Source organism: Brevibacillus aydinogluensis, from assembly GCF_961514395.1.
In the GTDB taxonomy this organism is placed as follows: domain Bacteria; phylum Bacillota; class Bacilli; order Brevibacillales; family Brevibacillaceae; genus Brevibacillus; species Brevibacillus aydinogluensis.
The window spans coordinates 984569-997695 of sequence record NZ_OY569118.1 but is presented as its reverse complement, the minus strand read 5'-3'; the positions used below and the strand labels follow the sequence as shown (position 1 = coordinate 997695).

13 protein-coding genes are annotated in these 13127 nt (G+C 56.8%); 5 read left to right on the top strand and 8 right to left on the bottom strand.

Going from position 1 to position 13127, the window contains the following annotated elements:
• Window positions 1-254 precede the first annotated feature (254 nt).
• The 3 genes from Q7F15_RS04755 to Q7F15_RS04745 form a co-directional block, all read right to left on the bottom strand.
• On the bottom strand, window positions 255-1040 hold the full coding sequence (locus tag Q7F15_RS04755; protein WP_171566030.1) for a stalk domain-containing protein: 786 nt from the start codon (window positions 1038-1040) through the stop codon (window positions 255-257).
• A 104-nt stretch (window positions 1041-1144) separates the two neighbouring features.
• The gene (locus Q7F15_RS04750) at window positions 1145-2083 is read right to left on the bottom strand and encodes an AEC family transporter (protein WP_212133550.1); all 939 of its coding nucleotides are present in this window, start codon (window positions 2081-2083) and stop codon (window positions 1145-1147) included.
• Between the two features lie 31 nt (window positions 2084-2114).
• Window positions 2115-2516, bottom strand: a complete 402-nt coding sequence (locus Q7F15_RS04745) for an Imm1 family immunity protein (RefSeq protein ID WP_171566028.1) — start codon at window positions 2514-2516, stop codon at window positions 2115-2117.
• A gap of 350 nt (window positions 2517-2866) precedes the next feature.
• Here Q7F15_RS04745 and Q7F15_RS04740 point away from each other — a divergent pair, with 350 nt between their 5' ends.
• The 4 genes from Q7F15_RS04740 to Q7F15_RS04725 all read left to right on the top strand — a co-directional run bounded on the left by Q7F15_RS04740 (window position 2867) and on the right by Q7F15_RS04725 (window position 6187).
• Window positions 2867-3694, top strand: a complete 828-nt coding sequence (locus Q7F15_RS04740; protein WP_171566027.1) for an amino acid ABC transporter substrate-binding protein — start codon at window positions 2867-2869, stop codon at window positions 3692-3694.
• 223 nt (window positions 3695-3917) lie between these two features.
• A complete protein-coding gene (locus tag Q7F15_RS04735; RefSeq protein ID WP_171566026.1) occupies window positions 3918-4745 on the top strand; it encodes an amino acid ABC transporter substrate-binding protein in 828 nt (275 codons plus the stop codon).
• Window positions 4732-5430, top strand: coding sequence for an amino acid ABC transporter permease (locus tag Q7F15_RS04730; protein ID WP_304415181.1), 699 nt, complete (start codon window positions 4732-4734; stop codon window positions 5428-5430). The genes Q7F15_RS04735 and Q7F15_RS04730 overlap by 14 nt, the downstream gene beginning before the upstream one ends.
• A gap of 16 nt (window positions 5431-5446) precedes the next feature.
• A complete protein-coding gene (locus Q7F15_RS04725) occupies window positions 5447-6187 on the top strand; it encodes an amino acid ABC transporter ATP-binding protein (protein WP_171566024.1) in 741 nt (246 codons plus the stop codon).
• 297 nt (window positions 6188-6484) lie between these two features.
• Here the strand turns inward: Q7F15_RS04725 and Q7F15_RS04720 are convergent, their stop codons facing one another.
• Window positions 6485-7858 carry a peptide MFS transporter gene (locus Q7F15_RS04720; RefSeq protein WP_304415180.1) on the bottom strand — a complete coding sequence of 458 codons (1374 nt, stop codon included), beginning with the start codon at window positions 7856-7858 and terminating at the stop codon, window positions 6485-6487.
• A gap of 209 nt (window positions 7859-8067) precedes the next feature.
• On the opposite strand from Q7F15_RS04720, the gene Q7F15_RS04715 reads away from it, so the two are divergent.
• Window positions 8068-8433: a hypothetical protein gene (locus Q7F15_RS04715; protein ID WP_171566021.1), complete on the top strand. Its 366-nt coding sequence runs from the start codon at window positions 8068-8070 to the stop codon at window positions 8431-8433.
• Window positions 8434-8487: 54 nt separating this feature from the next.
• On the opposite strand, the gene Q7F15_RS04710 is transcribed toward Q7F15_RS04715, so the two are convergent.
• The 4 genes from Q7F15_RS04710 to Q7F15_RS04695 form a co-directional block, all read right to left on the bottom strand.
• On the bottom strand, window positions 8488-9582 hold the full coding sequence (locus tag Q7F15_RS04710) for a glycoside hydrolase family 15 protein (RefSeq protein ID WP_304415179.1): 1095 nt from the start codon (window positions 9580-9582) through the stop codon (window positions 8488-8490).
• Window positions 9583-9601: 19 nt separating this feature from the next.
• Window positions 9602-10429: a carbohydrate ABC transporter permease gene (locus tag Q7F15_RS04705; RefSeq protein WP_171566018.1), complete on the bottom strand. Its 828-nt coding sequence runs from the start codon at window positions 10427-10429 to the stop codon at window positions 9602-9604.
• Window position 10430: 1 nt separating this feature from the next.
• Window positions 10431-11351 (bottom strand): carbohydrate ABC transporter permease, encoded by a 921-nt coding sequence (locus tag Q7F15_RS04700; RefSeq protein WP_230077300.1) that lies wholly within the window; start codon window positions 11349-11351, stop codon window positions 10431-10433.
• Window positions 11352-11455: 104 nt separating this feature from the next.
• Window positions 11456-12733 carry an extracellular solute-binding protein gene (locus Q7F15_RS04695; protein WP_171566016.1) on the bottom strand — a complete coding sequence of 426 codons (1278 nt, stop codon included), beginning with the start codon at window positions 12731-12733 and terminating at the stop codon, window positions 11456-11458.
• Window positions 12734-13127 lie beyond the last annotated feature (394 nt).

Below are 13127 nucleotides of genomic sequence, written 5' to 3'. Positions count from 1 at the left end.
AATCGGACAGACGATGGGTTATCGATGCATGGTACGCCTTGGTTGATTCCGCTCAATTGTATGGCTAAAAAAGGGCAGACTACCCCCTTGGCGGAATTCCTCATGCGTCATGCTGGTAACTTCTACCACAAACCACGCTTGAACAGCCCCAAACACGTACCTGCACCTCCTTACCCAAGATAATCGCACCAATCGTTTCTATACATTCTACTTTACAGCATCCGGTTTGGAAAAGGCAACAAAAAACCGGACCCTCATCGGCCCGGCTGGATCTTCTGCTGTTCAAACAACGGCTGTTTCGTATCGGCATCGTAAAACTGGATGGTCGTGTTCGGCGGCAGTTTCACCCGGGCGACCAGATACGGATAGGTGATCACCTGGGCGTAGAGCCTGCCCGGTTCCGGCTTGGTCTGCTTGACGTACACCTTGAGCTGCTCCAAGCTCCACTCCGTACCGGTCACCTTCAAACCGTAACCGGGATTGGGCGCCTGACCGAGGGCGATCACGTACAAGTCACCCAGGTTGTGCACGCCCCGCTGCTCCTTCACCTTCTGGACAAATGCTTTCTCCTCTGCGCTCAATTGCCCGTTCTCAAGCACTTTGAACGCATCATCGTCTCCTTTTGGCTTCACGATATCCACCTCCTTCGTGGTTGGGTTCCATTGAATCGAAAGCCCCGCCTGTTCGATTACCCAGCGAAGCGGCAGATAGACAGTGCCGTTGTACTCCCGGGCTCCGTGCTCGATCGTGGTCCACTTCCCGTCGACGGCCACCTCGCCGGTGTTCAGCTTGAAAGCAAGAGTCCTGTTTGATGGCAGCGACAGCACCCCTGTATTGCCCTCCACCTTCCAGGCGGCTTGCAGAAACTCGCTCACATCCGCCGCAGCCGCATAGGTTCGCTGGTTGACTGTAATCGCCTCGTGCTTCCATTGCACGGCGTGACCGTTTACTGTGATCTTGGCGGTTACATCAGCCACAGCCGGAACGGTGAGGAGCAGTTGCAGCCCGACGGCGCAGGCCACAGCCTTCTTCCATTTCATGCGCAATTCCTCCAATCTGTTACATCATGTGTTGCTGTTTACCTTGTATGACTGCTTGGAGATGGGAAATGTTTCATGAACATCCAAAACCGCTTCGACCATAGTCAGCGGATCAACATACTGCCCACCATCAGCACGGCGGGAATCGTCAAGAGTGCGAGCAGCGTGGAAAAGACCGTCGTCATCGCCCCCATCTCCTCATCGGCCGCGTACCGGGCGAACAGGATGGACGCCATCGCCACCGTCGGCATGGCCACCTGAACAATCGCGACGCGGGTAATCTCCGCGTCCACGTGCAGTTGGGACAACAGCAGCGCTGCCGAGAGCGGAAACACAAACAGCTTGAACATAAGCGGCACGCCCAACAACGGCAGGGACACCTGCCGCTTGTTGCGCAGGAGGAGCGGCAGCAGCATGCCGATGTAGAGCATCGCCAGAGGAGAAGCCAGCCGGGCCAGCGCTGCAGCCAACTGCTTCACCGGTTCCGGCGGCGTCAGGCCGGACATCGCAAAGCCGAGACCGGCAACGATGGCGATCATCGGAATGTTGACCATCGCTTTCAGTCCCTTCAGCGAGAACCTCGCTTTCTCCTGCAGCATCATCACCGCCACGGTCCACATGACAAAATCAAGTCCGGCGTCAAAGACGGCGGCGAGCACCGCCCCTTTCGGCCCAAACAGGGCAGCGCACAGGGGAAGGCCGATAAATCCAGTATTGCCCAAACCGGAGAGAATAGCCAGTTCGCGCCGCTTTTTGGCAGACAGCGGCAGCGTTCGCGCCCCCAGCCAGCCGATGAGAATGCCCAGGCAGTTTAATAGTACAGAAACAACGAATATTCCGAAGATTTGCAGCATGAGACGATCGTCAATCGGCGTTTGAAATACCCCGTCTAATATGATGCAGGGCATCGCCACATTGACAATAATCGTGATCAGGAGCTGGCGGGAATCGGCCGCGAGCGGCTGGCGGATGCCGATCACCGCACCGATGCCGATGATCGCCGCCATCACCAGGATCGATTGAATAAGCGTGTTCATTTCCATCGTCGACGACCTCCGGTGCCTCGTCCCTGTGCTACATCTCTACCGGCTGCCAGGTGAGGCCGTTCGGTTCTCCTTTTTCGCAGGTGCGCAAAATGTCGCCGCAGACGGGAATTGCCTGCTCCAGCGGTACACACCAAGCGGCGGGAAAAGCCACCTCGCTGCCTTCGATCGTCAGGGTAGTCATGACGGCTGCCGGCTTGTCCTGCGCCAGCACGTAATGGCGCTCGACTGGCTCGTGTTCTTTCCACTGCACCAGGACGAGTCCCTGATTTCCGCCGGCCACCACCAAATCCACGTGGTCGCCGTACGCGGCGTGCACCAGTGTCCTGGTCGTGCCGTCCAGTTGGGCGATCGCCTTCAGCACCTCGTGCCAGGCTGTATGGTTTTGCTCCGTGCCGGTTTCGTCTGTATACATGCGCCAGTCGTTTAACATCGTAAAATCTCCTTTTTTCTCTCCGGCCGAATCGCTACGAATGCCGCCGGAGTCCGTGATTCATTGGTGTGATGATGCCAGAAGCAGCAGCCCCCGCTTTCCGGGAAAGGGGGGCTCTTTCACTTCGTTCCTATTGTACGCCTCTTCGTATGCAGACTCAACCACGAACTTCACTGCCGTAACGGTACAGGCAAAGCCAATCTGCCAATCTGGTCCACAGCCATCATGTTCCGCATATTTTGGGTATCCTAAAAAAATGGGAGGCCGGTTGTTTCTGGTCATTGACAAATACGGCAAAGCCTTTTAGTATGATCCCATGAAATTCATATCAACTTAGTGGGGGTTTCTCGATGAAAAAATGGGTTTGTGCAGCTTTAATTACAAGTTTGTTACTCGGTATTACCGGCTGCGGCACGTCTACAACGCCTGCCCAGCCTGAACAATCTGGTGCTTCCAACGGTGAGGCCTCCACGCAAAACCTGCTGGAGAAAGTAAAGGCAGAAGGCAAACTGGTCATCGGCACGGAAGGCACCTATGCCCCGTTTACGTTCCACGATCAATCGGGAAAACTGACCGGCTACGACGTGGACGTCATTACCGAAGTGGCAAAACGGCTCGGCGTGGAGCCAGTCTTCCAGGAGACACAGTGGGACGCGATGTTCGCCGGTCTCGACGCCAAACGCTTTGACGTGATCGCCAACCAGGTAGGCATCAAGCCGGACCGCCAGGAAAAATACGATTTTTCCCAGCCGTACTCCGTATCCCGCGCTGTCTTGGTGACGCACAAGGACAACAACACAGTGAAGGACTTCTCGGACATCAAAGGCCTGAAAGCCGGCCAGTCGATGACCAGCAACTACGCTGACATGGCACGTGAACTGGGCGCCGAAATCGTCGCCGTCGACAATTTCAACAACGCCATCGATCTGATTTCCACCAAGCGCGTTGACGTCGTGATCAACGACAACCTGTCCGTCCTCGACTTCCTGAAACAGAAGCCGAACACGCCGATCAAGATCGTCAAGGAGAACCAGGAAGGCGTCCCGTGCGCTTTCATGTTCCGCAAAGGCAGCGACGAACTGGTGCAAGAGATCGACAAGGTGCTGGAGAGCATGAAGCAGGACGGCACGCTGAAGCAAATTTCCCAAAAATGGTTTGGCAAAGACATCAGCCAATAACCCAGGTTGGCTTGCCAAGTGGCATGGCCTCTGATTCCGGTCGGAGTGGAGGTCGGCCACTTTTCTTCTTACAGCCAAGAAATTACAGCCAAAAAACGGAGGCTTGACCGGCCTCCATCCCGTTTGTGACGGAGTGAAATCTGGCGCATTGACAAAACGGATCAACCCTTTTAGTATGGTCTCAATATTCCAACCAGTCATATCGTTTCAGGGGGATTTTTCCATGAAAACACGATTGGTTTTCGCACTCATCTCCACCTTGCTTTTGGGAGCGGCCGGCTGCAGCTCCGCCAGTCCATCTCCATCCGCCGACACTGCCTCCGCCCCTGCCGAGCAAAAGGCCGAGCAGAACCTGTTGGAAAAAGTAAAAGCGGAAGGGAAACTGGTGATCGGCACGGAAGGCACCTATCCTCCCTTTACGTTCCACGATTCGTCGGGCAAGCTGACCGGCTTTGACGTGGAAGTGGTGTCGGAGATCGCCAGACGCATCGGCGTCGAGCCTGTCTTTCAAGAGACACAGTGGGACGCGCTGTTTGCCGGTCTTGATGCCAAGCGCTTTGACGTGATCGCCAACCAGGTGGGCATCCGGCCGGACCGCCTGAAAACGTACGACTTTTCCAAGCCGTACACCGTATCCACCGCCGTGCTGGTGACCCACAAGGACAACAACACCGTCACCAGCTTTTCGGACATCAAGGGATTGAAAGCGGCGCAGACGCTGACCAGCAACCTGACCGACATCGCCAGAGAAAACGGCGCGGAAATCGTCGCCGTGGAAGGATTTAACCAGGCGATCGGCCTGCTCGTCTCCAAGCGGGTGGACGTCACCATCAACGACGGCCTGTCCTTCCTGGACTATCAAAAGCAGAAGCCGGACACGCCGATCAAAGTCGTCGCCAAGCATCCGGACAGCGCCAAAAACGGCTTCATGTTCCGCAAAGGCAGCAAGGAACTGGTAGACGCCTTCAACAAGGCGCTGGACGACATGATGCAAGACGGCACGTATCTAAAAATCTCCGAGAAATGGTTTGGTGCAGATGTTTCCAAATAGCTTGTTCGACAACCCTGAACGCCTGGAGCGATGGATTGAGATCGCACAGAGCTCGTTTCTTCCCCTGTTGAAAGGAGCACTGACGTACTCGCTGTCGCTGTCCATCATTTCGTTTGCCATCGGCCTGGTGATCGCCGTCCTGACGGCGCTTGCCCGCATCTCCGGCAGCAAGCCGCTGGTGGCCATCGCCCGCGTCTACGTCTCCATCATTCGCGGCACGCCGCTATTGGTGCAGCTCTTCATTCTCTTTTACGGCCTGCCCAGCGTCGGTCTGACCATCGATCCGTTTCCGTCCGCAGTGATCGGCTTTTCCCTCAACGTCGGGGCGTACGCGTCGGAAGTGGTGCGGGCCGCGATTCTGTCCATTCCCAAGGGACAGTGGGAAGCCGCCTATTCGCTGGGGATGACCTACCGGCAGGCGCTGCAGCGCGTCATCCTGCCGCAGGCAGCCCGTGTCTCGGTGCCGCCGCTGTCCAACTCGTACATCAGCCTGGTGAAAGACACGTCGCTGGCCGCCACCATTTTGGTGCCGGAGATGTTCCGCAAGGCGCAGGAGATTACCGCCACCACCTACGAACCGCTGCTGGTCTATTCAGAGGCTGCGTTCATCTACTGGCTGATCTGCCTGATCCTCTCCTTCATCCAGGACCGGATCGAAAGCAGGCTGGACCGTTACGTCGCCTAGAAGGGAAGAATGTTGGATGATCGTCATTTCAAATCTTCACAAACGCTTTGGAGACCTGCATGTGTTGAAAGGGGTCTCGCTGACGGTGGAAAAAGGCAAGGTGGTCGTCATCATCGGACCGTCCGGCTCGGGCAAAACCACCCTGCTGCGCTGCCTCAACGCGCTGGAACTGCCGACCGAAGGCAGCGTCCAAATCGGCGAGGTAAAGCTGGACTTCTCCGCCCGCGGCAAAGTGGACAAGGCGGAGATCGCCCGGCTGCGCCGACAGACCGGCATGGTGTTTCAAGGCTACAACCTGTTCCCGCACATGACCGCCCTGCAAAACGTGATGGAAGGGCCCGTCACGGTAAAGAAGGAATCACCGGACAAGGCCAGGGCCAAGGCGGTCTCCCTGCTGACCAAGGTGGGGCTGGCGGACAAACTGGACCACTACCCCGCCCAGCTCTCCGGCGGGCAGCAGCAGCGTGTCGGCATCGCCCGCGCGCTGGCGATGGACCCGCAGGTGATGCTGTTTGACGAACCGACCTCCGCTCTTGACCCGGAGCTCGTCGGCGAAGTGCTGAAGGTCATGAAGGAACTGGCCCTGGAAGGCATGACGATGGTCATCGTCACACATGAAATGGCGTTTGCCCGGGACGTGGCCGACGAGGTGATCTTCATGGACCAGGGACTGATTGTGGAACGCGGCACGCCGGAGCAGCTTTTCACCCGCCCGCAGGAAGAGCGCACGCGTCAATTCTTGCAGCTCCTGAGCTGAGCGATTACCCCTTCGCTTTCGTTCAGCAATCAAAAAGGCTCTGTGTTTTATGCAAAACACAGAGCCTTTTTTGGTTGCAGGGCCCGGAAAGCCGGCAGGCTGTAACATGGAAGCAGCCTTGCTTGCGGCTTTTGGAACGTTTACACATTCTTCATCATTTCTCCATCTTGCCGCAACATCTGTGGCTTACCATTGGAAATGTCAGACCCTACCGAAGGACATAACGTCCTCCATGTTTCCGCCCGCAGCCCCCGCTGAAGCCGGGCGGTTTTTTTTGTGCGTTATGCTCACGCCATGCTATCCCATCATCTGCACCAGCTTGCGGGAGACCAGCAGGAGCAAGAGCCCCATCACGATTGCCAGCAAACCGATCAAGCCAAACACTTCCAGATAACCGAGCGATTGCGTATAAGAAGCCAGTTCACCCGCCAGAATGTTGGCTACGCCCGTGCTGGCCAGCCAGACGCCCATCAGCAGGGACGCCAGCTTGACGGGAGCGATCTTGCTCACCATCGACAGTCCCACCGGCGAGAGGAACAGTTCCCCCAGCGTGTGCAGGAAGTACGTCATCACGATGAACATGACGTTGGCTTTGTTCAAAATGTGGTTTTCGTCGCTCCCGGTGTGCAGAACCGCCAGGAGCAGCACCATGTACCCCATGCCGAGCATGATCATGCCGATCCCCATTTTGGTCGGGATCTTCAGATCACCCCGTTTGCTGGACGCCAGCTTCACCCACAAACCGGACAGGATCGGCGCCAGCAGCACGATGAACAGCGGGTTCAGCGACTGAAACCAGGAAGTCGGCACCTCGTAGCCAAACACCTGCTTGTCCACAAACTTGTCCGTGTACAGCGTAAGCGAGCTGCCTGCCTGTTCAAAGCCGGCCCAGAAGAAGACCACAAAACAGGTGATGATAATAATCACTGCGGTGCGCTGTTTTTCCTTTTTGGTCAGCGGAGCGTTGGCCGCAGCAGCCTTGGCCTTATCCTCCGATTTCCCCACAGGCTTTTTGCCGATGTCGCCGAGATAGCGATTACCCAATAGATTGAAAATGAGCTGGCCGATCATCATGCCGATCGAAGCGGCCAGGAAGCCGTATTTGAAGCCGTATTGAACCACGCCGTTTACCGTGGTCTTGAAGAGGTCTTCCGCCAGATATCCGCAGACGAGCGGTGCGAAGAAGGCCCCGATATTGATCCCCATGTAGAAAATGGTGAACGCCGAGTCACGTCTGTTGTCGTTTTCCGGATACAGTTCGCCGACCAGTGTGGAAATGTTCGGCTTGAAAAATCCGTTCCCGATAATCAACAGTGCCAGACCGAGATACAAGCCCAACAGACTGTGTTCCGCAAACAGGACGAAGTTGCCGGCCGCCATCGTGATCCCGCCGATGGTAATGGCCAGTCTTCTGCCCAGATATCGGTCGGAGAGGTATCCGCCGATCAGCGGCGTAAAGTAAACCGCGCCGGTAAAAAATCCGTAGATGCTCATGGCGACGCCTTTTTCAAACCCAAGCCCCCCGCTGATAAGCGCGGTGGTGAGATACAGGGTCAACAGCGCCCGCATGCCGTAGTAACTAAAGCGCTCCCACAGTTCCGTGAAAAACAGCAAGTACAAGCCAGGAGGATGTTTTGGTTTGCCTTGCCGCGTGTTCACAGCTGCCTCCATATAAGTCCCTCCTAGATGTCTGACGTCTAACGTTTTGTATCATATCACAGTTTTTGGGAATCTCCCCAAATTAAAAATATTTGAATTTGTATTATATGAATGAAAATATTTTAGTTAAAACAGACAAAATCCGCATCACATCAACATTTCTTATGTGCAAACAAACATATACCTGCTATACTTTCTGTAAAAAAGTGGAGGTTTCGCACATGGAGAAACGGCTGCTCAAGACGGCCATTTACAGTTTTCTGATCGGCTTTGCCTTGACGGTCATTTTCGTGCCCATTGGCCAGGAGCGGATCGGCTGGCTGGGCGATGTCAGCACGGTTTTGAGTTACCCCGACTATTTTTACATGGTCTTTCGTTACGCGTTGATGTTTACCGCCGTTTGCGTCCTCGTCGCGTATCTGCAGATGGCCTACAGGCAGATGGACAAAAAAGATCCGCTGGCGCGCTGTGTCGTCGAGTGGATCATCGAACCCCTCAAGTCCCTCTTCATCGGCTTTGCCTCCGTGACCATGATCGGAATCGTCCTGGCGCTGTTTATTGCCGTCTTTCTGATCCTGTTTACTTAGCCCCTGAAACAGTAAACGCGGGCCCCTTTAAGGTACCCGCGTTTACTGTTTTTCCTACCTCGCCGCCTGCAGTTCATCCGCCAGCACCAGATACATCGCGTGCGACCAGAGAAGCGGCACCGCCGGCATCCCGGCCCGATCCACCCACAGCTGGTAGTGGTCTGGCGCCAGCAGATGTTCCTGCACCTGCTCCGGCAGGCCGTCCGTCGTCCAGGTTGACTCGATCCAGCGGCAGATTGCCGCAGCCTCGTCGTGTCGGCCGTTTCGTACGTAATACCAGCCCAGCCAGGCAGACAAGAGCGGCCACTGCCCGCCGCCGTAATAGGTATCACCCCGGTACCGGTGAACGCCAAAGCCGGCCAGAAGCTCCCGCTCGATCCGCGTCACGGTCCGGACCATCAACGGGTCATCTGCGTCCACCAGCCCGAACGGCAGGGACAGCCACAACAGACTGGCATCTGCGGACGGATCGCCCAGCGACTTCACAAACGCGCCATCCTCCGTCCCCCGCTCCAGCACGAAGCGGCGGACAGCATCAGCCAAGCTGTTCAGCTCCTCTGCCCGCTCCGGCAGATAATCCGCCATCGCCCGCACACCGCCGTATACGGCCGCCAGTGTCGCCGGGTGGATGCGGTCGCCGTGCTCCTCCCAGCAGTCAAAGTTGGTCAGCTGCCAGCACGCCCCGAGGTAATCAAGCGTCAGGTCGACAGAGGTACGAAACTGCTCGATCAGGCTCCGCTCTCCGCTGCGGCGGACATGCTCCGACAGCCCCCAGAGCCACGTCCCGTACCCGTCCAATTGAAAGCTTCCCCACTCGCCCTCCACCTCGTCTCCGTCAACGGTGAAGCGGGCGTGCAAAAAGCGTCTGTTGGCCTCCTCCGCGCTGCCTGCCCACCCCGCGCGAACGGCGGCGATAGCTTCTTTGGCCTTGTCGGCGTGTTTGTTTACAACGGCATCACACCAGGTGTAAAAACGGCGGGAACTCTCATGGCGGCCAAAGCGGTCCAGCGCATAGGCGACAAACGCCCCGTCCCGCAGCCAGGCGTACCGGTAATGAACAAACGCCGGCGATGCCAGATAGGCGCCCGTCCTGGCCTGATGGCGCAGGATGATGTCGATGCTGTCGTCGATCAGCGACCTCGTCGTCACGGCACTCTCCTCCCGTCGCTCACCCTTTTGTCCCGCCGGCGGACAAGCCGGCAATCAGATAACGCTGCGCCAGCAAAAAGACGATCAGCACAGGCAGCGTGACGATGATCGCCCCGGCCGCCATGTAGTGCCAGTCGGAATTGAACTGGTTGACAAACTGCTGCAAACCGATCGGCAGCGTGTACATGCGCTGTTCGGACATGAAGGTAAGCGCGATCAAAAATTCGTTCCACGCCGTGATGAAGGCGAAAAAGCCGGTCACGGCAATACCCGGCAGCGACAGCGGCAGCACAATCCGATAAAACGTGCCGAATGGGGACAAGCCGTCCACCCGTGCCGCTTCCTCCAACTCGTAGGGTATCGTGTCAAAGAAGTTTTTCAGCATCATCACGCAAAACGGAACCGCTACCGTAGCATATGCGAGCACCAGGCCGAGGTAGCTGTTCAACAGTCCCAGCGCGTTGACAATCCGGTACAGCGGCACGATCAACAGCGCCCCCGGGAACATCTGGGTGAGAAAAAAGCTGAAGGAGATGACCCGTTTGCCGGAAAAACGGAAGCGAGACAAGGCGTAGGCTGCGGTGGCGGACAATGACAGCGCCACGAGCGCAGTCAATAACGCGACGAGGAAGCTGTTGGCCATCCACTGCAAAAAGACGCCGTCAGCACGGGTCAGCACGTGAACGTAATTCTCCCAGGTAAACGTCTGCGGAACGATGGCCAGCTCGGTCGAAAACACTTCCGAACGCGGCTTGAAACTGGTAGAAAGAATCCACAACACAGGAAAGACGGCAATTGCGGATGCAGCGATCAAGAGCAGGTGCACCCACCAGTTGGACGTGCGCATCTCAGTAGTACACCCCCTCGTTGCTGTTGGCTTTGATCAGCCGCCGGTACAGCACCGTAAAGGCGAGCAGAAAACTGAGAATCACCACGCCGTAGGTGGCGGCCATGCCAAAGTTCCAGTTCAAGAACGCCTCCCGGTAGGCGTAGGTGACGAGAATTTCCGTGGAGCGGACCGGACCGCCGCGCGTCACCAGGAAAATAATCGTAAACATGTTAAACGTCCAGATCACGCCGAGCACCGTCGCCGTTGCCGCCACCGGCCTCAACAGCGGCAGCGTGATGTTCCAGAATTGGCTCCACGGCGAAGCACCATCCACGCGGGCCGCTTCGTAGAGGGATGGCGGGATGCTTTGCAGACCGCCCAGCAGCGTGATCATCATGAACGGTACGCCCACCCAGACGTTGACCATGATCACCGAGACCATCGCCCAAAAACTGTCGCCCAGCCAGGGAATCGGTGAGAATCCCAGCTTTTGCAGGATGATGTTGAACAAGCCGTACGTTTGGTTGTACATCCACGTCCAGGAAAAGGCGGAGACAAACGACGGCACCGCCCACGGAACCATCAGCAGCATGCGGTAGATGCCGCGTCCTTTGATGTTGCGGTTCAGCAGAAGCGCCAGCCCCAACCCGATGACGAAATGGAAAAAGACATTGACAAACGTCCAGACCAGCGTCTGCACAATCACGTCGCGAAACACCGAATCGGGCTTGAAAAACGAGGCAAACAAATCGACGTAGTTGTCCAGTCCGACAAACGTCCAACTGGGCGGGGCAAATTTACTGCCCATGTTGTACTGGTTCATGTCAGTAAAGCTGTAGATGATTCCCTGCACCAGCGGATAAAACACCAATAGCGCCATCACCACAAGCACAGGCGTGAGAAACAGCCAGGCGATCCACTTGTTGCTGCGTATTGTCAACCATCACGCCCCCTTTTCCAACAACGTCCTTCGACAGCGCGAAGGGAAGAAAAGCCCATTGGCCATTCTCCCTCGCGCCTTCATACGGTTTTCGTTTTCATTCGCTATTGTCCCAGCAGCGCTTTCCACGCGCCGGCAACCGCGTCCAGTCCTTCCTGCGGCTTTTTCTCGCCCTTGTAGATCGCCTGGATCTCGGGGTCGAACGAGGCGAAAATCTGTCCCCCTTCCGGAATGACCGGCCGGTTCTTGGCGCTTTCCATTACCGCCTTAAAGTCGGAGATCAGCCGGTTTTCCTTGATCTCCGGCATCTCATACGCTGATTTACGCGTCGGCAGTGTGCCGTTTTTGCTCGCCAATTTGGCCTGGCTCTCCTTGCTGGTGAGGAAAGCGATCAGCTTGTAGGCGGCCTCTTTTGATTTGGAACCGGCGTAGATGGCCAGGCTGTGCCCGCCCACGGGAGAGCCGGTATGCCCGTCCGGTCCGGCCGGAATCGGAGCGATCCCCAGGTTGTTCGGATCGCGGAACTCTTCCCCGGCGAGGATGTCGGATGTCGCCCAGGGGCCGTTGAAAATCATCGCCGCGCTCCCTTTTTTAAAGGCTTCATTCATGGTCTGGTAGCTGTTGGCCGCGTCCAGATCCTTCGGGTACGCGTGATCCTGATCGCGCAGTTTCAAGGCAAACTCGATGCCCTTCACCGCGCCCGGCGTGTTGATCAGCACCTGCAGGTTGTCGTCGATCAGCCCCCCGCCAAACGCCCAGATAAACGGCAGCGAGAAGTACGCTTCCGTCTGGCGGTGGTAGAAGCCCCACCTGTCTTTGCCGTTGGACAGCGCCTTGGCGGCTGCGGCAAATTCGTCCATCGTCCGGGGCGGCTCGTTGAACCCGGCCTCTTTCAGCATCCGCTTGTTGTACAAGAGAGCCAGCGCGTCGGTCACCTCCGGAACGCTCCAGACGTGTCCGTTCCACTTGCTGTAGGAAAGCGGCGCCTCCAGGAAGTCGTCCTGATCCGTAAAGTAGCTGTCCAGCGGCTCCAGCAGCCCCATTTTGGCAAACTCCGGCGTCCAGGCCACTTCGGAGCGGATCACGTCCGGTCCGTTGCCAGCCTGCGCCGCGGTGCGAAACTTATTCTGCGCCTCGCCGAACGGGATCAGCTCCAGGTTTACCTTGATCTCTTTGTTTTCCTGTTCAAACTGGCTGATCAGTTCCTTCAGCGCCACCGTCTCTGATTCGCGCATCGTCGTCCAGAATGTAAGCGTGACCGGCCCATTCGTTTGCTGCGCCGGCCCTCCCTGCTGACCGCCTGTCTCGCTGGAGCCGCCGCAGCCGGCCAACAGCGAACCAGCCAACGCCATCGCGGTAAAAATGCTGAAAAAGCGTTTCATCCATGTACCCCTCTTTCTTCCTGACATACAGGTTAATCTGCCGGACGTGTCGCCGCGGCCCATTCTGGCGGTGCCCCCGTCGAGAGGGCGGCTGCTTGGGGCAAACTGAAGCTGTTTTGGCAAGTGTTGCCGGTCAGCGCACAAGTTCAATGCAAACGATTGCACTAAATTGTGTCAGAAACTGCCCCAAATGGAACGCGCGGCAAAACCGCCTTGCATGTACTACCATCCTACACGAAACATTCCAGCCGAGAAAACGCTTGCAAACAGCCGAATTTGTCCGATTTTCCTTTTTATGCTAGAATTCCGCCATAATTCTGCCAATTTTTCTCGCACGCGCCTTTTTTCTGTAAATTTCATTCATTCCCTATTTTTGCGCATTAACAGTTTACAA